Source organism: Mycobacterium sp. ST-F2 (genome assembly GCF_001905655.1).
Classification (GTDB): Bacteria; Actinomycetota; Actinomycetes; order Mycobacteriales; family Mycobacteriaceae; genus Mycobacterium.
Genome location: NZ_JMHT01000007.1, coordinates 68,731 through 93,930 on the forward strand (window position 1 = coordinate 68,731; position 25,200 = coordinate 93,930).

Consider the following 25,200-nt stretch of genomic DNA (forward strand, 5'->3'; position numbering starts at 1 on the left):
GTGCCGACCGTACTGCTGCTCTCGACGTCCGACACCGATCTGATCACCGCCCGTGCCAGCGGCGCCGAGTACCGGTGGGCCAATCCGTCCCGGTTGATCGACGGGGAACTGGCGGACCTCCTGGCGGGTTCGGACCTGGCGATCGTGCGGGTGCTGGGCGGCTATCGCACCTGGCAGGACGACATCGATGCCGTCGTCGCCAGCGGTATCCCGACCGTGGTGCTGTCGGGGGAGCAGGCGCCCGACGCCGACCTGATGAGTCACTCGACCGTTCCGGCAGGCGTCGCGCTGCAGGCGCACATCTATCTGGCGCAGGGCGGCGTCAGCAACCTGGTGAATCTGCATTCTTTCTTGTCGGACACGGTGCTGATGACCGGGTTCGGCTTCGGCGAGCCCGAATCCGCTCCGAGTTGGGGGCTGCTGGACCGCTCGTCTGACGCCGAGGGACCGACCGTCGCGGTGCTCTACTACCGGGCCCAGCAGCTGGCCGGCAACACCGCCTACATCGACGCGCTGTGCGGCGCCATCGAGCATGCCGGCGGCCGGCCGCTGCCGATCTTCTGCGCGTCGCTGCGCACCGCCGAGCCCGAGCTCATCGAGCTGCTGGGGACCGCCGACGCCCTGATCACCACCGTGCTGGCGGCCGGCGGCGCGACGCCTGCCCTCGCGAGTGCCGGCGGCGACGACGACAACTGGAACGTCGCGCATCTGGCGGCCCTCGACATCCCGATCCTGCAGGGCCTGTGCCTCACCAGCTCGCGCGCGCAGTGGGACGAGAACGACGACGGCCTGACGCCGCTGGATGTCGCGTCGCAGGTCGCGGTGCCCGAGTTTGACGGCCGCATCATCACCGTGCCGTTCTCGTTCAAGGAGATCGACAGCGAAGGCCTGATCTCGTACGTCGCCGACCCCGAGCGCTGCGAGCGCGTGGCGCGGCTGGCCGTCCGGCATGCCCGGCTGAAGCACATCGAGCCCGCCGACAAGCGTGTCGCGCTGGTGTTCTCGGCGTACCCGACCAAGCACGCCCGCATCGGCAACGCCGTCGGCCTCGACACCCCGGCCAGCGCCGTCGCACTGCTGCGCGCCATGCGCGACGCCGGCTACCGCATCGGTGACATCCCCGGCGTCGACGCCGAGGATGGCGACGCCCTGATCCACGCGATGATCGAGCGCGGTGGTCAGGACCCCGACTGGCTGAGCACCGAAGCCCTGGAAGCCAACCCGGTACGCGTCTCGGCGAAGGACTACCGGGCCTGGTTCGCGACCTTGCCCGCGGCCTTGACCGATGCCGTCACCGAACACTGGGGCGAGGCGCCGGGCGAGCTGTTCGTCGACCGCTCGCAGGACCCGGACGGCGAAATCGTCATCGCGGCAATGGTTTCCGACAACATCGTGCTCATCGTCCAGCCGCCCCGCGGCTTCGGTGAGAACCCCGTCGCGATCTACCACGACCCCGACCTGCCGCCGAGCCACCACTACCTGGCCGCCTACCACTGGATCAACAAGCACTTCGGCGCCGACGTGATGATCCACCTGGGCAAGCACGGCAACCTGGAATGGCTGCCCGGCAAGACCCTCGGCATGTCCGCGGCGTGCGGCACCGACGCCGCGCTCGGCGACCTGCCGCTGGTGTACCCGTTCCTGGTCAACGATCCCGGCGAGGGCACGCAGGCCAAGCGCCGCGCGCATGCCGTCCTGGTCGACCACCTCATCCCGCCGATGGCCCGCGCCGAGACCTACGGCGACATCGCCCGCCTGGAACAACTGCTCGACGAGCACTCGACCATCTCGGCGCTCGATCCCGGCAAGCTGCCGGCCATCCGCCAGCAGATCTGGACGCTGATGCGCGCCGCCAAGATGGACCACGACCTCGGGTTGGAGGACCGGCCCGACGAGGACGTGTTCGACGACATGCTGCTGCACGTCGACGGCTGGCTGTGCGAGATCAAGGACGTCCAGATCCGCGACGGCCTGCACATCCTGGGCCGGGCCCCCGACGGTGAAGCGGAGCTGGACCTGGTGCTCGCGATTTTGCGGGCCCGCCAGCTGTTCGGCGGCGAGCAGTCGGTGCCAGGGCTGCGTGAGGCGCTGGGGCTGACGGAGGACGGTTCTGCGGAGCGCGAGGCCGTCGACGCTGCTGAAGGTCAGGCCCGCGAACTGGTTGCGGCACTGCAGAAGTCGGGGTGGGACGCTTCCGCTGTCGATGGCATCACCGACAACCCCGAGGTTGCCAAGGTGCTGCGGTTCGCCGCCACCGAGGTGGTGCCGCGCCTGCGCGCGACCGACCGCGAGATCGACCAGATCCTGCACGCCCTCGGCGGCGGGTTCATCGCTGCCGGGCCGTCGGGCTCGCCGCTGCGTGGCCTCGTGAACGTGCTGCCCACCGGCCGCAACTTCTACTCCGTCGACCCCAAGGCCGTGCCGTCGAAGCTGGCGTGGGAAACCGGTGTGGCAATGGCGGATTCGCTGCTGGAGCGCTACCTCACGGACTACGGCCGCTGGCCCGAGTCGGTGGGCCTCTCGGTGTGGGGCACCTCGGCCATGCGCACCGCGGGCGACGACATCGCCGAAGTCCTTGCGCTGCTGGGTGTTCGGCCCCTCTGGGACGACGCGTCCCGCCGCGTGGTCGGGCTGGAGCCCATCGCGCTGGCCGAGCTGGGCCGCCCACGCATCGACGTCACCGTCCGCATCTCCGGCTTCTTCCGCGACGCTTTCCCGCACGTGGTGACCATGCTCGACGACGCCGTCCAGCTGGTCGCCAGGCTCGATGAGTCCGTCGAGGACAACTACGTTCGCGCCCACTCGCAGGTCGACATCGCCGATCACGGTGACCAGAGGCGCGCCACCACAAGGATTTTCGGCTCGAAGCCGGGAACCTACGGCGCCGGCCTGTTGCAGCTCATCGACAGCCGCAACTGGCGTGACGACGCCGACCTGGCCCAGGTGTACACCGCGTGGGGCGGCTTCGCCTACGGCCGCGGCCTCGACGGTGCGCCGGCCACCGATGACATGAACCGGGCCTACCGGCGCATCTCGGTGGCGGCCAAGAACACCGACACCCGCGAGCACGACATCGCCGACTCCGACGACTACTTCCAGTACCACGGCGGCATGGTCGCCACGGTGCGCGCGCTGACCGGCAAGGACCCTGCCGCCTACATCGGCGACAACACCCGGCCCGACGCCGTCCGTACCCGCACACTGTCCGAGGAGACGACGCGCGTGTTCCGGGCCCGCGTCGTCAACCCGCGCTGGATGACCGCCATGCGCCGGCACGGCTACAAGGGTGCCTTCGAGATGGCGGCCACCGTCGACTACCTGTTCGGGTACGACGCCACTGCGGGCGTCATGGCGGACTGGATGTACGAGCAGCTGACGCAGAGCTACGTGCTGGACCCCGAGAACCGCAAGTTCATGTCCGAGTCCAACCCATGGGCGCTGCACGGCATGGCCGAACGGCTGCTGGAGGCAGCAGGCCGCGGCATGTGGGCCGAACCGGAGTCTGCGACCCTCGACGGTCTCAAGCAGGTGTTGCTGGAGACCGAGGGGGAGTTGGAGGGGTAATTCAGGCGCACATTTCGCCAAACTTGTCGGCGGTAGGTCGTATCCTGACTGGCTGGCCGCCGGTCGGCTAGAACAGGTTTCATTTGGGGGGTGCTGAGTGGACGTATTCCAGATCCACAAGCAACTGATCGACGACTATCGCGGGTTCACCACAGCCGGTGTCGACATCCGTGACGACCGGATTCGCGCGGAAATCGAAAAGTCGCTCGACGAAGGTCGACAGTGGCCTGAGCCCTGGGTCTCTCTCAACCCGATGTTCGCTTCGGGCGGCAGCATCGACGAGCTGGTTGCCGAGGGTTTGGTCGACGGAGAGTGTTCATTCATCTTCCGCGACAAGACGACCATCGACGACCACGGTTCCGCCCCGATCACCTTGCACAAGCACCAGCGTGATGCGGTGGAGATTGCGCGCACCGGCAAGTCGTATGTCCTCACCACTGGTACTGGGTCGGGCAAGTCGTTGTCCTACATCGTCCCGATCGTCGACCATGTGCTGCGGATGGGCACAGACCGACGAAAGGGCGTCAAGGCGATCATCGTCTACCCGATGAATGCGCTCGCGAACAGCCAACTCGAGGAGCTGCGGAAGTTCCTCGTCCACGGATACGGCGAGGGGAATGAGCCAGTCACCTTCGGGCGCTACACGGGCCAGGAATCCGAGGAAAAGCGCGACGAGATTCTGGCGAGCCCGCCGGACATCTTGCTGACCAACTACGTCATGCTGGAACTGCTGCTGACGAGGCCCAATGAGCGCAAGGCGCTGATCGGCGCTGCCCACACACTCAAGTTCCTGGTGCTCGACGAGCTGCACACCTATCGCGGCCGGCAGGGGTCGGATGTGGCGATGTTGGTCCGACGGGTGCGCGATGCGTGCGGGTCCGGGGAACTGCAATGCATCGGGACCTCGGCCACGATGGCCTCCGGAGGTTCGATCGCCGATCAGAAAGCCACCGTGGCAGCCGTGGCCACCCAGATCTTCGGAGCTGACGTCACGCCTGAACGGGTCATCGGGGAAACGCTTACCCGGGCGACTGCTGCGGGTCCGGTGACGAGCCTGGGCCTCAGCGTCACCACGTACGACGAATTGGTGCACGCGCCGCTGGCGGGCTGGGTCGAGGAAGCGTTCGGGCTGACGATGAGTGAAGGTCAGCTGGTCCGTCAGCGTCCTCAACGAGTCCCGGATGCCGCTGAACTGCTTGCCCAACAGACGGGTGCGTCGAAAGCGGACGCTACCACCGCTATCGAGAAGACTTTGCTCGCCGGCGCCAATGCAGTCAACCCAAAAACCAACCGGCCGCTCTTCGGGTTCCGACTGCACCAGTTCCTCTCGAAGGGTGAAGGCGTGCTGGTGTCGCTGGAGTCTCCGGAGACCCGGCACATCGCGACCGAGTACCAGCTGAAGGTGCCAGGTAGGCCGGACCATCTGTTGCTGCCGGTGAGTTTTTGCCGTGAGTGCGGCCAGGACTATGTCGTGGTCACACGCACGACCAATGGTGACGGAACCACGTACCGGTCCCGCAATGATCGGGAAAGCTCGGACAACAACGCAGACGGCTATATCTACATCTCAACCGATTTTGCGTGGCCGCAGGACCCGGAGGTCGATCACCGATACCCCGAATCCTGGATGGAGCACGGTCAACTCAAACCGAACATGGTGAAGTACCGGCCACAGCGGGTCCGGGTGCTGCCAGATGGTACCGAGACGAACACAGGCGGCGTCGACGCCGCCTTCATTACCGGTGCGTTCAGGTTTTGCCTGCGCTGCGCGGTGACCTACCAGCGCGCCGGTACAACGGATTTCGCGCGCTTGGCACCACTAGACGCCGAAGGCCGATCGTCGGCGATGACGGTGATCGCCGCATCGGTTGTCCGCAGCCTCAAGGGGCTGCCGGCCGACGCACTGCCCGCGAACGCACGCAAGCTGCTGACATTCGTCGACAATCGGCAGGATGCCAGCCTGCAAGCGGGGCATTTCAACGATTTCGTTCAGGTGACGCAGCTGCGCGGTGCTCTCTACCGCGCCCTGCTCGATGCGAAAGACGGCCTCACCCACGAGGACATCGCGCAAAAAGTGGCGCAGACCATCGGGCTCGAGTTCGCGGACTACGCCGCGAGCGCTGAGGCCGAATTCGGCATGCGGCGCAAGGCCGAGGCCGCGCTGCGGGCCGTCATCGAATTCCGCCTGTACACCGACCTGCAGCGCGGATGGCGCGTCACCATGCCCAACCTGGAGCAGACCGGCCTGCTGCGCATCGACTATGACTCGCTCGACGAGATTGTTGCCAGTGAAAAACTGTGGGCAGCAACGCACCCCGCGCTGCGGGACGCACCGCAGCAAGTCCGATATGACGTGTGCTTCAACCTCCTCGAACAGCTGCGCCGCGAGCTCGCGATTGATGCGGAATGCCTCAGTGAGTATGGGTTCGAGCGGGTGATGAGCCAGTCCTCCCAGCATTTGGTGGAGCTGTGGCAGCTCACCCTCGGCGACAAGCTCGGACACAACAGCAAGATCGGCGTGACGGACACGTCCGATACGCGCACCCGCACGTTGTCGCCCCGGCTGACGCCCCGATCGTCGCTCGGGCGGTATGTCCGGGAGAAGCTGCGCGATCACGACGGGATCAGCCTCACCGAGTCGGATACCGAACTGGTTCTTTCTCAGATGCTCAAGTGCCTCGATGATGCCGGCTTGCTTACCGACGTCATGACCGAGGTGCGCAAAGGGATGGGTTACCGGTTGCGGGCGTCCGCGCTGATCTGGCGGGCCGGCGACGGCACCAACGGCGTTGTTGATGCCACCCGCAAGCGCGTCGACGGCGAGGGCGCGCGGGTCAACCCATATTTCCGCGACCTGTACCGCGACACCGCCGAGACGCTGCGCGGCCTACATGCCAAGGAGCACACCGCCCAGGTTTCATCCGCTGAACGGCAGGACCGCGAAGCCGAGTTCCGTGAAGCTGACCTTCCGCTCTTGTTCTGTTCACCCACAATGGAATTGGGTGTCGACATCAAAGGCTTGAACGCGGTCGGTCTGCGCAACGTGCCACCGACACCGGCGAACTATGCCCAACGGAGCGGCCGGGCGGGCCGAAGCGGCCAGCCGGCGCTCGTGGTCACCTACTGCGCGAGCGGTAACGCACATGACCACTACTACTTCCGGCGGTCTCAGGACATGGTGGCCGGGTCGGTGGCTGCGCCCAGGCTGGACTTGGCCAACGAAGCACTACTGCGGTCGCACTTGCACGCCATCTGGCTGGCCGAGACTGATGAGCATCTGAGTTCGAGCATGCGCGGTCTACTGGACCTGGACAAACCAGGCTTCCCGATCAAGCAGGACATCGATGGATTCCTATCGAAGAACACTGCGGTGGCGAAGGCCACGGCTCGTGCCAAGGAGCTCGTTGCTCCGCTGGAACCCGTATTGCAGGAAACGACGTGGTGGACTGACGACTGGGTTGAACGCACGATGCGCTCGGCATACCGTCAGTTCGACGAAGCCTGCGACCGCTGGCGGTCTCTATATCTCGCTGCGCAGGCCGACCGCGAGAAGTTCCACAAGGTCGTTGGCGACCACAGCGCCAGCACCAAGACCATCGACGCCGCGAAAGCCCGTCGCGCACAAGCGGAAAACCAGCTACGCCTGCTCGTCAACGACGACACCGGCCAGCAGTTCTCTGACTTCTACACCTACCGGTACTTCGCCGCCGAAGGCTTCCTACCCGGCTACAACTTCCCACGATTGCCGCTCGCCGCGTTCATCCCCGGTCGAGGCAGCGCCAAAGACGGCGACTACATCCAACGTCCCCGCTTTTTGGCGATCAGCGAGTTCGGGCCCAATGCCCTTATCTATCACGAGGGTTCGCGCTACGAGGTTGTGCGTATCCAGTTGCCGATGGACGCTGCGGCGGACGGCAGCTTGGTCACCAGCACTGCACGTACTTGCGAAGCCTGCGGCTACCACCACGACCGCGGGCCAGGACTGGAGCGCTGCGAGTACTGCAACAATCTGCTGCCCAAGCCGCGCATCGGATTGATGCGAATGGAGACGGTGTTCACCCGACGCAGGGAGCGCATCTCGTCGGACGAGGAGGAACGTCGTCGCGCAGGGTTCGAGATTGCGACGTCGTTCAAGTTCACGCCGAACCACAATCGCGATGACTCGACCGTCGTGGACGCCGAAGGTCCGCTCGCCGAACTGGCCTACGGCGACACTGCGTTGATCCGCCGAACCAATATAGGACGCCGACGGCGCAAAGACCCCAATGACCAAGGCTTCTGGCTGGACCTGGCGAAAGGCAACTGGCTCTCGGAAAAGAGCGCCGGTGATATGGACGGCGAAGACAGCGACCTCGACGACGTCGGCAAGGCCAAGCTCAAAGACAAGGTCATCCCGTACGTGGAGGACACCCGTAACATTCTGCTGTTTCGGGTGGCTCAGCGCATCGGCGTGAACGAGGCGGTGACGCTGCAATACGCCCTCGAACGCGGGATCGAGGCCGAGTTCCAGCTGGAAGACTCTGAGCTGTCCACCGAACTGCTGCCTGATCCCGATGAACGCGGCCGGATGCTGTTCACGGAGTCCGCCGAGGGCGGTGCCGGGGTGCTGCGCAGGATCGCCGCGGAGCCCGATGCGCTGGCACGGGCAGCTCGAAAAGCACTCGAAATCTGCCATTTCGATGCTGTGGGCGCCGATGTCAAACCCGACTGCGTGCAGGGCTGCTACGACTGTCTGCTGTCCTACGGAAATCAGCTGTACCACACCAAGATAGACCGTCATATTGTCCGCAACTACTTGCTGCGGCTGGCGGGAGCGATCACCTCGCAGAAGCCCAAGGCGCAAGTTGAGGACTTGGACCGGCAATCGACCTCGACGCTGGAACACGACTTTCTCGTCTACCTCAAGGAGCGCGGCCTGCGGGTCCCGACGGAGGCGCAACGGCGGATCGACGCGCTCAAGGTTCGGCCTGACTTCGCGTACCGACTCGACAGCGGGGTCGCGGTTGCGGTGTTCATCGACGGTCCGGTGCACGATGCGGAATCGGTGGCCGAACGTGACGCGGCGGCGGAAGAACGTTTGTACGACGCGGGCTGGGAAGTCGTGCGCTTGCGGTACGACGACGACTGGGATGCGATCACCCGTAACCACGAATGGGTGTTCGGCACGATCAAGGAGACCGCGCAGTGACCTCAGCGACAACAACTTTCGCCCCAGGCAGCCTGGTCACTGCACGAGGACGGGAATGGGTGGTTCAACCGGACAGCATCGGCGACTTCCTGGTCCTTCGTCCACTGGGCGGCGCCGACGACGATACCGCCGGCGTCTTCCTCAGCGAAGGCATTCAGGCTGCCACCTTTGCACCGCCCTCTCCGGATGACCTCGGCGACAATTACAGCGCCACCCTCTTGCGTGACGCAATCAAAGTCGGATTCCGCTCGACCACAGGACCTTTCCGTTGTCTGGCGTCGATCAACGTGGAGCCGCGGTCGTATCAACTGGTGCCATTGATGATGGCACTCCGACAGGACGTCGTACGACTGCTCATTTCCGATGATGTCGGTATCGGCAAGACCGTCGAAGCATCGTTGATCGCGACCGAGCTGCTAGAAACGGGCGCAGCCAACGGCTTGGTGGTCTTGTGTAGCCCGGCTCTGGCCGAGCAGTGGCAGGCCGAACTGCGGCAGAAGTTCGGCATCGAGGCCGAGCTGGTGTTGCCGTCGACGGTGACACGGTTGGAGCGCGGCCTGATTGGCACTGAGTCACTGTTCGACCGCTACCGGCATGTGGTGGTGTCGACGGACTTCATCAAGTCACACCGTAGGCGGCATGAATTCCTGCGCACGTGTCCGGATTTGGTGATCGTCGACGAGGTGCACACCTGTGTCGCTGCGGCCGGGCTCTCAGGTCCCGGTCGTACACAGCGATACGACTTGATCCGTGAATTGGCCGACGACGCGAATCGGCACTTGATCCTGGTAAGCGCCACACCGCACAGCGGTCAAGACGAGGCATTCGAGAATCTGATCCGGTTGCTGGACGAGGATTTTCGTCTGGACGCGCTCGATTCGGCACAGGGCCGCGAGAAGTTGGCCCGGCATTTCGTACAGCGTCGCCGCAGCGATATCCGGGTGTTCCTCGACCAGGAGACGCCGTTTCCGAAAGATCGTGAATCGCAGGAAGTCGCGTATTCGCTAAGCCCTGAGTACCGCGCGCTGTTCGACCAGGTACTCGACTACGCTCGCGAAACTGTCCGGACGAACGACGGGGGAGTCGCTAAGCGAGTCAATTGGTGGTCCGCGCTGGCTCTGCTGCGGGCATTGGCCTCGTCTCCTCGCGCAGCTGCTCAGACACTGCGGACCCGAGCGGCGTCACTGGAAGCAGACAACCCGAACGAAGCCGATGAGATCGGTCGCGCCGCGGTGCTGGATCTGCCCGACCTGGACACCCTCGAGTCAGTCGACTCGACGCCGGGTGCTGATTCCGGTAGTCCGCAGGCCCGCAAACTCACGGCATTCCGCAAGGCAGCCGAGGCGCTGGAGGGCAAGGACACAAAAGCCACCGAGTTGGTGAAGGTGGTCAAAAAGCTCCTCGCCGAGGATTACAACCCGATCGTGTTCTGCCGTTTCATCCACACTGCCGAGTATGTGGCGGAGGTGCTGACGGCCAAGCTTGGGCGCAAGGTGACGGTGCAAGCGGTCACCGGCGCGCTCCCGCCGGAAGAACGCGTTGCCCGCATTGAGGAGTTGGCTGCCGCGGGTGGGCAGCATGTGCTGGTCGCCACCGACTGCCTGGCCGAGGGCGTCAACTTGCAGGATGACTTCCAGGGTGTCATCCATTATGACCTGGCGTGGAACCCGACCCGCCACGAACAACGCGAAGGCCGAGTCGACCGGTTCGGTCAGCGGCGCGACGTAGTGCGCGCAGTCACGTTGTACGGCAAGGATAATCACATCGACGGCATCGTCCTGGAGGTGCTGCTGCGCAAGCACGAACGCATCCGTAAGGCGACGGGCGTTTCGGTGCCAGTGCCCGACAGCAGCGACGCAGTCGTCGAGGCACTGATGGAGGGCCTGCTGTTCCGCGGCATGGAAGCCGAGCAGTTGTCGCTCGACCTGGACGTGTCCAAGCGGCGCGATTCACTACACGCGGAATGGGATAGTGCCGCTGAACGCGAGAAGCTGTCGATGACCAAATACGCGCAGGCGGCGATCAAACCCGCCGAGGTGCAACGGGAGATTGACGACGTCCGTGCCGGTATGGGAACACACGCCGATATCAAGGACCTGGTGCGGCGGGCGCTGAGCGAACTCGGGTCGACCGTGGTGGATCGCAAAGACGGCGTGCAAGCGGCCACCGCCAACCTGCCGTTGGGGCTTCGAAATGCGTTACCGCTTGGCAAGTCCGATCCTCTCCTGTTCGCCGACGACCTGCCGGTGGGCCGTGGCGATGCGGTGTTGCTGCGTACCGACGAGTCCGTGTCCGCTATCGCTGACTACGTGTTGCAGTCAGCGCTCGACTTTGAGCTCCCGGCTGGGGCGCGCCCCGCGCGACGGTGTGCCGTCATCCGCACCCGCGATGTCGCCAAGCGGACGACACTGCTGCTGGTGCGCTACCGATTCCATCTGGAACTGCCGTCACGGACGGGGCAGCGCAAATTAGTGGCCGAGGAGCTCGTATCGCTGGCGTTTGCGGGTTCACCGACCAGCCCTGAGTGGCTCGAAGACACGGCATCGCTCTTCGGCGCGGTGCCATCGCAGAATATCCCTGAGCAGCAAGCACATTCGGCTGCCGAACGCGCGCTCGCCGAGCTGGACAAACTGGACGGGCATCTACGTGGGGTCGGAAAAGGGCTGGCCGCCAAAGTTTTCGAGTCACACCGGCGAGTTCGTCAGGCCAGCCACGAGCTCGTCCGTGGCCTGAAGGTGACGGTCGAACCGAACGCCGATATCGTCGGCGCGTACCTCTACCTGCCGGAGGTGACCGCATGAGTGACACATTTGTCGGTGTGCGGGTGCAAGGCGGGCTGATCCCCGCAGGCGTTCTCACCCGTATCTCGGTCGGCGATATGGACGGCTCGTCGGCTGCTGACTACCACCTCGCCGGCGGTGAGTCGGTGCGTGACGCCGCGAATCGGGTGTGGGCGTACATGCGCGGAGTGTGGAAGCGTTTCGAGGACGAGCTCGCCAGCGCAAATAGCAACGACGCCGCCATCGGCCTGACCCGCGAGCGGTTCCTGCTGCCGCTGCTGAATCAGCTCGATTATGGACGGGTTCCGCCTGCGCCCGCCGGTGGGCTGGGTGGCGACGACGATTCGGAGAAGCGGTTCCCCATTTCGCATCTGTGGGCCGACGACATCCCGATCCATCTGCTCGGTGCCGGGGTGGATCTCGACAAGCGGACACCGGGTGTGTCGGGTGCGGCGAAACAGGCTCCGCAATCGATGGTCCAGGAATATCTGAACCGCTCCGGCCGGCATCTGTGGGCGATCCTGTCCAACGGCAGAACCCTCCGGCTGCTGCGCGATTCGACATCGCTGACAGGTTCGGCCTACATCGAGTTCGACCTTGACGCGATCTTCGCCGGTGAGTTGTTCTCCGACTTCCTGCTGCTCTACCGGATGTGCCATCAGTCGCGGCTCGCCGCACTGGACGCGGAAGTCGGGCAGGCATCGTGCTGGATGGAACGCTGGCGTGAGACGGCTGCTCAGACCGGTGCCCGTGCGTTGGACCAGCTGCGCGACGGGGTTGTCGAGGCGCTCCAGACGCTTGGCAACGGCTTCCTCAATCACCCGGACAATCAAGACCTTCGGGAAAAGGTCGCGTCAGGGGAGCTGGCGGTCAGTGACTATCACCATGCTCTGCTGCGGGTGGTGTACCGGCTGCTGTTCACCTTTGTGGTTGAAGACCGCGGCGTCTTGCATGTTCATGACGCGGATACTGCTGTAAGGGAACGGTATTCGCGGTACTTCTCGACTAGCCGGCTGCGCAATGTCGCGCGCCGCCGTCTCGGTGACCGGCACGCTGACCGCTGGTCGGCACAAGTGCTGGTGTGGCGAGGGCTGGCCGAAGGCATGCCCGAACTCGGGCTACCGGCGCTCGGCGGCCTGTTCGAGAACGGGCCGCTGGATTTCCTGTCGGACTACGGCATTCGTAACGCCGATTTCCTCAGTGCGGTGCGTTCCCTGTCGGTGGTGAAGGGCAAGTCGGATCGGCTATGGCCCGTCGACTACCGCAGCCTCGACGCCGAGGAACTCGGCAGTATCTACGAGTCGCTGCTGGAATTCCACCCGTCGTGGGACCCCGTACAGCGGTCATACTCACTGCTCGAAGCTGCGGGCAACGAGCGCAAGGGCACCGGCTCGTATTACACGCCAACATCATTGGTGGAATGCCTGCTGGACTCCACACTCGACCCGGTACTTGACCGTGCGATGGCAGCCGATGATCCTGATGCGGCGTTGCTCGCGGTGACGGTGTGCGACCCGGCCTGTGGATCAGGGCACTTCCTTGTTGCCGCGGCCCGCCGTATTGCTAAACGGCTAGCCGCACACCGCACCGGTGATCCAGAACCGCCGCCCGAACAGGTCCGGACTGCTCTGCGTGAGGTGGTTGGCAAGTGCGTGTACGGCGTGGACGTGAACCCACTCGCTGCCGAACTGGCGAAGGTGTCGCTCTGGCTGGAGGCGATGGAACCCGGCAGGCCACTGGCGTTCCTGGACGCGCAGATCAAGGTCGGCAACGCACTGATCGGCGCGACACCGAGACTGCTGGAAGGCGGTATCCCCGACGACGCGTTCAAGCCGATCGAGGGCGATGACAAGAACGTCGCCTCCGCCCTGCGGAAGCGGAATGCCAGTGAGCGTAAGCATCCCGACCAGTACGAGTTTTTCGCCGCCGACGAACTCGAAGCGGTGCACAACGCCAAGCTGGCCGCGGCGATGCGGAATGTGGTTGCTGAGCGGGCGCTGTCGCTGGCCGACGTGCACGTGCAGCGCAAGCGGCTTAGCGACTATGTGGCATCCGACGACTACCGGCACGCCAAACTCGTTGCCGATGCGTGGAGCGCCGCGTTCGTCTGGCGAAAGGCCGAGGGCGCGGTGCCAGCGATTACGCAGGCGAAGTTCGAGCAACTGCTGAAGAACCCAGACGCGCTGGACGCTGCGCAGCGAGTGGAAGTTGAGCAGCTGGCTGCTGAATACCGCTTCTTCCATTGGCATCTGGAGTTTCCGCATCTGTTCCCGAAGGCCGAGGCCGGCGGGTCGGTCAACGAGGTGACCGGTTGGACCGGTGGTTTGTCGGTGATCTGCGGCAACCCGCCGTGGGATCAGGTCGAGCTCAAGGAGAAGGAGTTCTTCGCTGCGCGAGACCCGGAGATCGCTGCCGCCAGTGGGGCGAAGCGCAAGGAGTTGATCGCCAAGCTCGTGAAATCTGAATCACCGCTGGCGCACCAGTTCGTAGCTGCTAAACGTGAGCTGGATGCAACGCGACATTTCCTGGCGGACTCGGGACGCTACCTGCATACCGGCCGGGGACGGATAAACCTCTACGCGGTGTTCGCGGAGACCGGGCGCGACGTAACCGGCCCGCACGGCCGCTGTGGTCTGATCCTGCCGTCCGGTATCGCGACCGATGCGACCACGCAGTTCTTCTTCAAGGACCTCATCCAACGGTCAGTGCTAGCGAGTTTGTACGACTTTGAGAATGCACGGCCGCTGTTCGTCGGCGTTCATCGTTCGTATAAGTTCTGTCTGCTGACCGTCGCCGGCCGCGACGACCACGTGTCCAGCGCCGACTTCTACTTCTTCGCACATAACCCCAGCGACCTACTCCGGGAAAATGCGCGATTCACGTTGACACCGGAGGAGATTCAGCTCCTCAACCCCAATACCGGCACCTGCCCGATCTTCCGGACCCGGCGCGACGCCGAGATCACCATCGGCATCTATCGGCGTGTGCCCGTGATGATCAAGGAGGGCGACCCGAACGGAAACCCCTGGGGCATCAAGTTCATGCAGGGGCTGTTCAACATGACCAGCGACTCACACCTGTTCCACACCCGAGGCGAACTTGAGGCCGACGGCTGGGTGCTCAACGGCAACGTCTTCGAGAGAGAGAGAGAGAGAGAGAGAGAGAGAGGATGATGCCGTTGTACGAGGCCAAGATGATCCACCACTACGACACCCGTTGGGCCACATATGAACCCGATGGTGAGACGCGGTACATGACTGAGTCTGAGAAGGCAGCTGGCATAGCATCACTGCCGCGTTATTGGGTAGCGGAGGGGCAGGTGGAAGCCCGACTCCAAGGGGCGCGGCTCGACCCGTGTTTTGCATGGCGAGGGATCGCACGCGCCACCGACGCGCGTACAGCGATCGGCTCGAGTGTTCCCGCGTATCCGGGCGGTGGGAACTACGATATGGTTCTCGGACTAGGCACCGATGATGCGTGTCTGTTCGCAGCTGCCTTTTCATCTTTCGTGTTTGATTTCGTGGTGCGACAGAAGCTCAGCAATATGCATCTGCAATTCAGCGTGGCCAAGCAGTTGCCCATCCCTAGTCCGGCGATGCGACTCAATAGAAATGCAGCCAGCTGGGTTCTGTCGCGCGTCAACCGCCTAGATGCGTGGATAGTGGCTATGGATGAGCGGGCAAAGGTCCGAGCCGAACTCGATGCGTATTACTTCCATCTCTACGGGCTCACACGTGACGAGGTCGACTACGTGATGGAGACGTTCCCCATCGTGAAGCGCAAGGACGAGGCTGAGCACGGATCGTTCCGTACTAAGGAACTGATCCTCGCCGAATACGACAAGCTGGCGGCGATCGTGGAGGGAACATGACAACGCACCGGATGCTTCCGCTGTATGAGGCGAAGATGATCCACCATTACGACCACCGATGGGCCACATACGAACCCGATGGTTCGACTCGCGATGTCACGACTGATGAGAAGCGCGATCCGAATTTCGTTGTCCAACCGCGGTATTGGGTTCGTGCCGAGGTGGTCGCGGAACGGATCGGCGACCGCTGGGATCGTGATTGGCTCCTTGGATGGAGGGATATCTGCCGGTCGACTGATGATCGGACGTGCATTGCTGCGATTAGCGGTGCGGGGGCATCACCGGAGGGCGGCACCCTGCTTACGTTCTGTGATTCGCCAGAGGATGCCCTTCTTGTACTCGCGAACTGGAACAGCTTTGTGTTCGATTTCGTTGCACGCCAGAAAGTTGGAGGCACTCACCTCAAGTACTTCACGATGCGCCAGCTTCCGATGATTTCCCGCGAGGTCGCTGACGCGTCGCCGGACTGGTGCACTCAGCCGTTGAAACAATGGGTCGGAGAGCGCGTGCTTGCACTCGTAGCTGACAACGTGGAAATGACTGCACTTGCAACCGATTTCGGTGTCGAAGTCAACGGTGCAGCATGGGATCCAAAGCAGCGCCCGTTGATCCGTGCCGACCTCGACGCCGCGTTCTTCCATGTGTATGGGATTCGCCGTGACGATGTTGGCTACATCTTGGACACCTTCCCAATTGCTCGACGCAAAGATGAAGCGGCACATGGCGAGTATCGCACCAAACGCTTGATCCTTGAGGCTTATGACAGGTTGGCGGCCTGACCCTTGGCGCGCCGAGTCCCGACCACCGTCGCGCACTTCACTCACCTCGACAACCTCGCCAGGATCGCGGTTGATGGCTTGCGGTGCGACAGTGTTGCGCGGGAAGGGCACTGCGTTACCGAAGTGGGCGAGCCGTCGATCAAGGCGAGGCGTCGCGAGCGCCGGGTGAAGGTTGCCCCAGGGGGCGTCGTCGCCGACTATGTGCCGTTCTACTTCGCGTCCCGCAGCCCGATGCTCTTCTCGATCCATGCTGGGGGAGTTCCGTCGTTTGCCGGTGACTCGCACGACGTCGTCTACTTGATGTCGACGGTTGAGAAGCTTCAATCAGAGGGATTGTCGCTCGTCTTCACCGATCGGAACGCGGTGCTTGAGGTGGCCAAGCACAGCGCGCACGTGCCGGACCTCGATACGTTGGTCGACTGGAAGCTGATGGGTGCGCCGTACTGGGCCAACACCGACAGCGATCCCGACCGGAAGGAACGGCGCATGGCCGAATGTTTGGTGCATCAAGCTGTGCCCTGGTCGGCCTTCACCGGAATTGCGGTGTTCGACGAGGCCCGCAAGGTCCGCGTCGGCGAGATCCTCGATAGTGTGGGCGTAGACGGTCCGCCGATCAGTGTCATACCCAAGTTCTACTTTTGACCATATGGAGACAACCGCCATGATCACCAGCGAGCACGGCAATCTGCTGCAAGCAGATGTCGAAGCGTTGGTGAATACGGTGAACACCGTTGGCGTCATGGGCAAGGGGATCGCCTTACAGTTCAAGCGGGCCTACCCGGCTATGTTCAAAGCCTACGAACGTGCGTGCAAGAACGGCGAAGTGCAGCTCGGTCACATGCATGTCTGGGAGACCGGCGCTCTGGACGGCCCGCAGTTCGTTGTCAACTTTCCTACCAAAGGCCACTGGCGGGCCCCGTCGCGATTGACCGATGTTGATGCAGGTCTCGATGACCTCGTCAGCGTAGTGCGAAAGTACGGGATCGGATCTATCGCGATTCCGCCCCTTGGGTGCGGCAATGGTGGACTCGACTGGGCGGATGTGGAGCCGCTGATCGTCCGGGCTTTCGCAGATCTGCCCAGCGTTGAGGTCAAGCTGTATCCGCCGCAAGGCGCACCTGCTGCTGCTGAAATGCCAAACGCTACTGTCCGGCCAGCAATGACCACTGGGCGCGCGGCGCTCGTGTCATTGCTAGCGCGCTACTCGCGCCTTGCGGTCGGGGCGACACCAATCGAGCTTCAAAAGCTGATGTACTTCTTGCAAGCTGCTGGCGAACCGTTGAACCTGAACTTTCAGCCAGGTCACTACGGGCCGTACGCGGACAACCTGCGACACGTGCTGTCCACCGTTGAAGGGCATTTCATCACCGGATACGGCGACGGAAGTTCACGGGTGCTGGAAGCCGAGGCGATGAAGGCATTGCCGGGCGCGGAGGACGAGGCGAGCCGTGTCCTCGCTGACAACGTCGAGACCCGCGACCGCGTCGAGGAGGTGATGCGGGCGATCGACGGGTTCGAGTCGCGGTATGGCATGGAGCTGCTGGCGTCGGTGCATTGGGTGGCATCACACGATGCCACAGCCGCTGCTGACTGGCGCAAAGCGATGGAGCAGGTGCATCAATGGTCGCCGCGAAAGAAGCAGACATTTACTGCCGAACACATCGAGGTGGCCTGGAACGCGCTGCGTGATCGGGAGCTTATAGCGTCGTCGTGACCGCGAGGTGGGTTCGCTTAACCGCTACGCCGAGTGGGCCAGTTGCAGAGAGGACCGAGCGATGATGACGCTGAGTCATGTTGCGCGGGAACGTAGTTCACGGCCTGAGTCTGAATGTGCCTACGAGACCAGCTGACGCGTTGATTGTTCGTGTGTTACGACGGTGCGAGGAGGAATCGTCTACGACGGCCATTGTGCGATTCGGGCCGAATTGACTTGACTTAGAATGCCGCTGACTACGCGTCCATACTCCGTAGGCTCCCATTCATCGTCCAGATTATCTGTCAACTCGTCGGAGAGGCTTGACACCAGCGTTTCTGCATCTGAACGAGTGATGACCTTTGACGCCTGAATTCTGTTCAGCAATGCGGCGTTTCGGCGGCCAAGGATGTCGCGGAGCGCGTCCGCTTGCGAGCTTGTCAGAAAGCCAAAAGAACTATCCACCTGTTCCTCCCGTGCCGCTGCTGTTGTTTGCCCAGCCAGTGATTACTCTGCCATCCTGATTTACCACGACTGTCGCATTTTCCCCGGTGTAACGGTAACTAACTCGCCCCTGTGAATCCACGAGCCTTTCGACGTCTCGGACTGGGTTCTGGAATGCGTCTTCCAACGCATCCCTGCGTACCCCAACGCCACCGTCTCGCCCAGCGATTTGCTCTTCGGCGTGTTTTGTGTAGCCACTGATTCCCTTGGGTGAACCCTCTGGAATTGAGACACGTGGGCCTAGAGTTCCGCCTTCGTGCTTGCTCTTTCGTCCGAGGTTCTTGATGCGTTCCAGTTTCTTCCGTACGCCGGCGACATCGTGAACCTTCTTGACGCCTGACGAGATGTTCTTGGAGATTTTCCAGGATTCGATGATCCCACGGATGATCCCGGCGTATTTCTTGATCGATGCGGCGGCCTTGGCGGTCGCGGCAAAGGCACCGACTCCGGCGCTGAGGAATGCGGTCGCGATGCCGATGGCGGCGCTGATCGCGAGCTCCTCAACAAGGTCTTCGACAGTTTCTTTCATCTTGGTTCGGAGGTCATCGAGCGACGTCTTGTATTCGGAGCACGACTGGGCCAGTTCAGCGCAGCTGCCGAGGATCGCATCGGCAGCTTGGTGCAGCTCGTCCAGGTCTTTGACGATGAAATCGACCTCGGGGGACTTGGTGTCCCGGAACTTGGCAGCATTACCGCTGAGTGCCTGCACCACGGCCGTGGTGCCTGGACCCGTCGCGAGCTGATTCCAGGCAGTTGACGCCTTGTCGAGCTTGTCGGTGTCACCGTCGGGCACGGGGATACCGATGTGTTCGAGCACGCCGATGTTCTCGATCAAGCCGGTCCCGGGGCCACCCGCCGATGGCGGGGCAGTCAGTTCTCCGGCGACACTAGCGGGGTCGGCGGGACGCACCGGCGGCGCGCCATTTTGCGACGGGTGCGCGTTGTACTCGGCCATCGCGTGGTTGTAGCCGGCCTGGATGATGACGCCACCGTAGTTCTCCAGCGCCTTCGTCAGGTCGTTCACCGCACCGAGCACATCAGTGGCACGGCTGTCGTAGGACTGCGCCCACGCTTTACCGTCGTCGGTGCTGCCGGCCATCGACCCGGTCTCGCCCAGAGTTGCGACGCTGGTTTTGAACGCGTTGTAGACGGTGCCGGCCTTTTCGTACAGGCCCTTGCCAACGTCGTAGTAAGTCTGTGGATCGACGTCTTGAGTCACGTCAGCATCGCCACGTTCATGGCAGCCGCGTCGGTGTAGTTACGGTGCGCGTTGTGGGCGGCTTCCCGTAAACCCGTTAGCGCCTCACGCATTTCGGCGGCTGCCGCTACCCATTTGTCGTGCTGTGCCCGGTGTGCGTCGGCGGCATCGCCGGACCAGGTGGTGTGGAGGTGGGCGATCTGTCCGTCGATCCGAGCGGTGACGACTTCAGCGTGTCGTTCGAACGCTTGCAGTTTCTCGACGAATCGCTCGAGTTCGTTCAGCTCCACCTTGTACCGCATCACAGCCCCATTTCGGTCGTGATGGCGGGCGATGCGGATTGCACCACGTGCGCGGATTCTTCGTCCTGCTGCGCGTAGAGGACGGCAGCCTGATTCAGCTTTTCCGCGGATTCGGCCACCGACTGAACGACCTTGATGGCTCCGTCATGCCACTGCTCCCATAGCGCGGCGTACGCAGCGGCGGCCGAACCCTTCCACCCGTGGGCGATGTCCTGCCACTCCCGCTCCAGACGCGTCAGTTCCTCTTGAAGCTCTGTAGCGTCACCGCTCACGCCTTGAGCTGCCTGCAACGCCACCTCGGCGTCGACCGTCAGCTGTTTCATTACGCCCCCCAGTTGGCGAAACAAGTGCCGAATAACAGCGTAAGTGCTCCCGCGGACCCCCCACTGCACCAAAATTCAGTCAGGCGTAGCGCAGCTGGACCCAGTGGGCCGCCAACGAAGGTGCATGGGGTCGTCGGTGAGCCGTCCTGTGTGCCAAGTGGGCACTGCTACTACGGTTGCTTGAGTGTCGGCTATCCGAGAAATTCGCTGGGCTGGCCGTTCCACGTGACGACCAGGTCCTCCCGCGCACGTGTGCACGCCACGAACAGCAGGCTGCGTTCGCGCAGTAGGTCCAGCGCGTGGGCCTGTTTGTCAACGTCGGCCGCCCGCACCGCGTTCGGCAATGGCACGGCACCATCGCTGACACCGGCGACTACGACACACCGGAATTCCAGTCCCTTCATCCGGTGCATCGTTCCCACTGACACTGAGTCGCCGCCCGAATTCGCGAGGGCGCGCACAGCGATGTTCCTGGACCGCAGTTCATCGGTGATGCGCTCGGCGTATGAGTTGGTGCGCGCTGCGATGCCGATTTCACTTGCGGTCACGTCACCCTGCAGCCAGCCTGCGACCGTGTCCGCGATGAACGACAACTCTTGCTGGCGGCTGGTGAATCCGCGCAGCGTCGGTGCCTCGCCGTGGACCTCCGATCGGCAGCCAGCAAGGGTGTCGAGTCCTTCGTCGAGGTCGTCGATCGGCTCGCCGCGCATCATGCCCAGGCTCCATGCCAGGATCTCGGCTGTCGTGCGGTAGTTGACGTTCAGCCGGCTAGACCTGCCGGCGATATGGATGCCGAGTGACCGCAGGCTCGCGTAGTTGTTATAGATCCGCTGGTGTGAATCGGCGGCGATCAACATGTCGTCGGTGCCGACTGGGGCAACGGCACGCAGCAGGCGCCACTGCATCGGGCTGAGGTCTTGCCCCTCGTCGACCACTACGTGTCGGAATGGCTTGGTGCCTTTTGCCTTCGCTATCCGGACTGCCTCGCGTAGCACGGTCGCGTGCGTCCAGAGCTTGCGTTCGCGCAGCGTGACGTCGAAGGCATCCATAATTTTCCATACCGCTTGGCGCTGTCGGCCGGACAGCGCGACACCTCGACCCGAGCGTCGCGCGTCGAGGTAGTCGTCCTGCGTTTCCAGATTCTGCGCGAGCACAACGTCACGCCATTCTTGGCTGACGAAGGCCGGTGTGAACCCTGCGCCGCGCTGCTCAATGACTTCTTGCCACAGCCCCGCCTGTTGAGCGTCATTGATGATGGTCAGGTGTCCGTGTTGCTCGCGAACCAGCTGATTGGCGAGTTTGTCGATGTGCAAGATGTCAATTCTGTTGCGAGCATTGGTGTCTCGGCCGGGTGAATCTGCGAGAAGGAGGAGGCTTGCGTCCAACGCGGCCGACAGTGTGGACGTGAACGTTGTGAGGAGTACACGTCCGTCATTGCGTTCTGCGAGTCGATAGGCCCGGTGCAGCGCGACGACGGTCTTGCCGGTTCCGGGGCCGCCGGTCACTCGGGCGGGGCCGGAAAATTGCTTGTCCACCAACAACTGCTGGGTGGGGTGTAGGAACACTCGCCAGAGGTCTAGAGGGCGTTCGAACACCGCCATCAACTCGTCAGGCCCATCAACGACGACTATGCGACTGTTGGTGCGTTCCACGGCGGCGTCGACATCATTGATGTCGATTTCCGTCGGAGTGTTGGCAGCGACCTCAGCCCAGACTTCATCGGGGGACAGGCCTGCGGCGAGACCGCATAGTACGTCCCACTGAGATTGCGGCAGAAGTGTTTTCGCTGCATCCAGTTGGGCGACCTCTGTAAGCGTGCGTGCAAACTTGATGACTGAATCATCGATGCCCAATTGGATCAGCACGCTGTCCTTGACGTGCGCGAAGATTGGTTCGGATGCCCTCTGCTCGGATTGCGTGGAGCTCAGCTCGTCCAGCGCCGTGACATCTCGGAGTTCGATGGCGCCTGTCGCCGAGTTGATAGATACCGAGCGGCGGGACGCCCATTCGTAGGCCTCGTCGTGCCCACGGACCGTCAGCAGCGTGTAGATGTCGCCGTCATCCTGCTTGAGCACGACCCCGCGCCAGTAGCCGTCGATCCGGATCGAGTGCAAGCGCTTGTCTCGTGCCGACTTGATCGGCTCCAGATGGATGCCGGTGTGTGTCGCCTCGGCGAACTTCCCGAAGACCTCACGGACCTTCGCGGCCACAGGTCGGTCCAGTTTCGCGAATTCGAGCAGGAAGTCTCTGTCGATGCCGAGTCGGGCCATTGCTGTATTTCAACTCCCTCAGTCGCACGAACCGCATATGCCGGTAACCGACAGTTGCATACCGCACTGACAGAAGTCGGCCTGCCTCCGTTTGTCGCGCGATCGGTCTTCCTGGCCGTGCCAGATTCGATTCGTCGGGTGCTCGACGTACCACGTGCCTTTCCGGGCACTGCGTCCACGGCCCGCGCCGTTGCCCGCGGCGTCGATGACTTCCGCTTCGGAGGTGAATCCAGTCGTGTACCCGTAATAGATATGCAAGTCGGGGAGGCCGTCTCGTCGGACGGCCCGAATGTATGGCTTGTCCGGCGAGGGAACGGCCCGGTAGTCGACGACGCCGACTCGGCCTGTGAATCGGCGGATGAATGGATGGTTTTCGGCGGGAATCCGCACCGCGGCCATAGCTGCCACGAGTGAATCGGCTGAATCGGCAGATGTCATCGGTACCGGTGGCCCCCACATTCCTGTCGCTTCTGTCGGCAACCGACCGACGCCCCTCGACTGTTCCGACGCTATCCGGATGACGGGGTGCACCGTTGCCAGGTCCGTTAATCTTCCCTGGAGTCAGTGGACTAGGGCGGAGGTCATGGGCGAACACATGCGGCCGTCGGCGGACGGGTGTGGCGCCCTTGAAGCTGTATGCGCTGAGTTGGCTGCAAATGGCACCTTCGCCGCCCGGCACATCATCAGCAGTCGCTACCCGCACGCGCCCGTCGAGGCGGCGGCCCGCAGGTATTCCGATGCCCAGAAGCTCGCCGTGTTTCGTCGGGACGGATTCATCGATCGATACACCGGTCAGCGGCTCGTCAATCCGGGGGTGTTGCGCCTCATCCACGTTCTTTTGCCAGATGTGTTCCCCTTTCACCCGAACTGGAAGATGACTGAAACGCACATCGCGTTCTGGGAACTGCTGCCGACCATCGACCACGTCATTCCCGTTACCCGTGGTGGTGCGGATGACGAATCAAATTGGGTGACAACGTCAATGCGCACCAACAGAGCGAAGGACATGTGGACACTCGCCGAGTTGGGGTGGGACCTTCACCCCAAGGGCGATATCTCCGTGTGGGACGGGCTCACCGGCTGGTTCGTGAAGTACCTCACCGACAACCCGCTTCCGGGCGCAGACACGAACTCCCAGTACGTGCGGTCGTGGTTCAAGGTAAGTCGCTGCGATTCGGCGTTCGCGCCCAACTCGGCCAACCCCGTAGTCAACCAACAGCTCTGACACGCATTCGCCCTATCGCGCGTGCGGGACCCCGGATGCGTTCGCGAACGCAACTGGGTGGCGCAAATCCCGCCTGAATCTCGCCGTGCAGTTGCGGTCGTGGGCCGAATGTCCCGTAGTGGCCACGAGATGGACGAAATGGTCGCTCGCGGGCACAGAAAGCGACCATTTCGTCAATCTCGGCGGGTGACCGGGGACGGGCTGGATGGGTGACCCTGGATTATGGTTGCGCCATGGCCCTCACCTTCGCCGATGTCGCCACCGCGAACTACATCCTGCTGACCACCTTCACCAAGGACGGTCGACCGAAGCCCACTGCCGTCTGGGCGGTCCCGGACGGGGACCGGCTGCTGGTCATCTCCGAGGCCAAGGCGTGGAAGGTCAAGCGGATTCGGAACACCCCGCGCGTCACGGTCGCCAAGTGCGACATGCGCGGCAACCCCAAGAGCGAGGCCGTCGAGGCCACGGCGGCCATCTTGGACAAGTCGCAGCTCGGCACCGTCTACGACGGCATCGGCAAGCGCTACGGCTTGATCGGCAAGGCCTTCAACTTCTTCTCCAAGCTGCGCGGCGGCATGGAGAACAACGTCGCGCTGGAGTTGCGGGCCGCGTGAGTCAATTCCCTGCCGGCGCGCCAAAGCTGCCGCGCCACAAGGACATCGGACGGCTGCTGCTGAACTGCCCGGACCGGCGCGGCGTCATCGCTGCGGTGTCGACGTTCCTCACCAAATCGGGCGCCAACATCATCTCGCTGGACCAGCATTCGACTGCTCCGGAAGACGGCGTCTTCCTGCAGCGCACCGTCTTCCACCTGCCCGGGCTGGCTGCTGCCCAACCTGACCTGGAGCGTGAATTCCAGGCGGTGGCAGACGAATTCGACATGGACTACCGGTTCACCGACGCGTCCAAGCCCAAGCGCGTGGCCATCATGGCGTCGACCGCCGACCACTGTCTGCTCGACCTGCTGTGGCGCAACCGGCGCGGCGAACTCGACATGACCGTCGTGATGGTGATCTCCAACCACGCCGATCTGGCCGAGCAGGTTCGGGCGTTCGGGGTGCCGTTCGTGCACATCCCGGCGACTCGGGACATCCGGGAACAGGCCGAGCAGCGTCAGCTCGAGCTGCTCAAGGGCAACGTCGACCTGGTGGTCCTGGCCCGCTACATGCAGATCATCACGCCGGAATTCCTCGAGGCCATCGGCTGCCCGCTGATCAACATCCACCACTCGTTCCTGCCGGCATTCGTCGGCGCGACGCCGTACCGGCGGGCCAAGGAGCGTGGCGTGAAACTGGTCGGCGCCACCGCGCACTACGTCACCGAGGATCTGGACGAGGGCCCGATCATCGAACAGGACGTGGTGCGCGTCGACCACACCCACAGCGTCGAGGAGTTGGTGCGGCTCGGCGCCGACGTGGAACGGGCCGTGCTGTCCCGGGCCGTCTTGTGGCACTGCCAGGACCGCATCCTGCGCCACGGCAACGAAACCGTGGTCTTCTAGAG

15 protein-coding genes are annotated in these 25,200 nt (G+C 63.3%); 11 read left to right on the forward strand and 4 right to left on the reverse strand.

Going from position 1 to position 25,200, the window contains the following annotated elements; genetic code table 11:
* The 8 genes from cobN (at position 1) to darG (ending at position 17,896) form a co-directional block, all read left to right on the forward strand.
* Positions 1–3,564, forward strand: coding sequence for a cobaltochelatase subunit CobN (gene cobN / locus EB75_RS03950; RefSeq protein ID WP_073694176.1), 3,564 nt, complete (start codon positions 1–3; stop codon positions 3,562–3,564).
* 97 nt (positions 3,565–3,661) lie between these two features.
* A complete protein-coding gene (locus EB75_RS03955; protein WP_073694177.1) occupies positions 3,662–8,752 on the forward strand; it encodes a DEAD/DEAH box helicase in 5,091 nt (1,696 codons plus the stop codon).
* A gap of 59 nt (positions 8,753–8,811) precedes the next feature.
* Entirely contained in the window at positions 8,812–11,553 is a 2,742-nt protein-coding gene (locus EB75_RS03960) for a DUF8741 domain-containing protein (RefSeq protein ID WP_286150072.1), read from the forward strand.
* Positions 11,550–14,705, forward strand: coding sequence for an Eco57I restriction-modification methylase domain-containing protein (locus tag EB75_RS03965; RefSeq protein WP_286150073.1), 3,156 nt, complete (start codon positions 11,550–11,552; stop codon positions 14,703–14,705). Before EB75_RS03960 ends, EB75_RS03965 begins: the two co-directional genes overlap by 4 nt.
* Before the next feature lie 5 nt (positions 14,706–14,710).
* A complete protein-coding gene (locus EB75_RS29820) occupies positions 14,711–15,403 on the forward strand; it encodes a hypothetical protein (protein WP_286150074.1) in 693 nt (230 codons plus the stop codon).
* Positions 15,400–16,182, forward strand: a complete 783-nt coding sequence (locus tag EB75_RS03970; RefSeq protein ID WP_073694179.1) for a hypothetical protein — start codon at positions 15,400–15,402, stop codon at positions 16,180–16,182. Before EB75_RS29820 ends, EB75_RS03970 begins: the two co-directional genes overlap by 4 nt.
* A gap of 3 nt (positions 16,183–16,185) precedes the next feature.
* Positions 16,186–16,824, forward strand: coding sequence for a type II toxin-antitoxin system toxin DNA ADP-ribosyl transferase DarT (darT, locus tag EB75_RS03975; protein WP_073694180.1), 639 nt, complete (start codon positions 16,186–16,188; stop codon positions 16,822–16,824).
* Between the two features lie 4 nt (positions 16,825–16,828).
* On the forward strand, positions 16,829–17,896 hold the full coding sequence (gene darG / locus EB75_RS03980) for a type II toxin-antitoxin system antitoxin DNA ADP-ribosyl glycohydrolase DarG (protein WP_286150075.1): 1,068 nt from the start codon (positions 16,829–16,831) through the stop codon (positions 17,894–17,896).
* 436 nt (positions 17,897–18,332) lie between these two features.
* Here the strand turns inward: darG and EB75_RS03985 are convergent, their stop codons facing one another.
* The 4 genes from EB75_RS03985 to EB75_RS04000 form a co-directional block, all read right to left on the reverse strand.
* Complete coding sequence (locus EB75_RS03985) at positions 18,333–19,598, reverse strand: WXG100-like domain-containing protein (RefSeq protein ID WP_073694181.1); 1,266 nt, start codon at positions 19,596–19,598, stop codon at positions 18,333–18,335.
* Entirely contained in the window at positions 19,595–19,879 is a 285-nt protein-coding gene (locus EB75_RS03990) for a WXG100 family type VII secretion target (RefSeq protein WP_073694182.1), read from the reverse strand. The genes EB75_RS03985 and EB75_RS03990 overlap by 4 nt, the downstream gene beginning before the upstream one ends.
* Positions 19,879–20,202, reverse strand: coding sequence for a WXG100 family type VII secretion target (locus EB75_RS03995; RefSeq protein ID WP_073694183.1), 324 nt, complete (start codon positions 20,200–20,202; stop codon positions 19,879–19,881). The genes EB75_RS03990 and EB75_RS03995 overlap by 1 nt, the downstream gene beginning before the upstream one ends.
* Before the next feature lie 191 nt (positions 20,203–20,393).
* A complete protein-coding gene (locus tag EB75_RS04000; protein WP_286150076.1) occupies positions 20,394–22,316 on the reverse strand; it encodes a 3'-5' exonuclease in 1,923 nt (640 codons plus the stop codon).
* Positions 22,317–23,055: 739 nt separating this feature from the next.
* On the opposite strand from EB75_RS04000, the gene EB75_RS04010 reads away from it, so the two are divergent.
* From EB75_RS04010 to purU, 3 genes are all read left to right on the forward strand, one after another.
* The gene (locus tag EB75_RS04010) at positions 23,056–23,697 is read left to right on the forward strand and encodes an HNH endonuclease (protein WP_142239414.1); all 642 of its coding nucleotides are present in this window, start codon (positions 23,056–23,058) and stop codon (positions 23,695–23,697) included.
* A 233-nt stretch (positions 23,698–23,930) separates the two neighbouring features.
* Positions 23,931–24,311: a PPOX class F420-dependent oxidoreductase gene (locus EB75_RS04015; protein WP_073694187.1), complete on the forward strand. Its 381-nt coding sequence runs from the start codon at positions 23,931–23,933 to the stop codon at positions 24,309–24,311.
* The gene (purU, locus tag EB75_RS04020; protein ID WP_073694188.1) at positions 24,308–25,198 is read left to right on the forward strand and encodes a formyltetrahydrofolate deformylase; all 891 of its coding nucleotides are present in this window, start codon (positions 24,308–24,310) and stop codon (positions 25,196–25,198) included. The genes EB75_RS04015 and purU overlap by 4 nt, the downstream gene beginning before the upstream one ends.
* Positions 25,199–25,200: the final 2 nt, after the last annotated feature.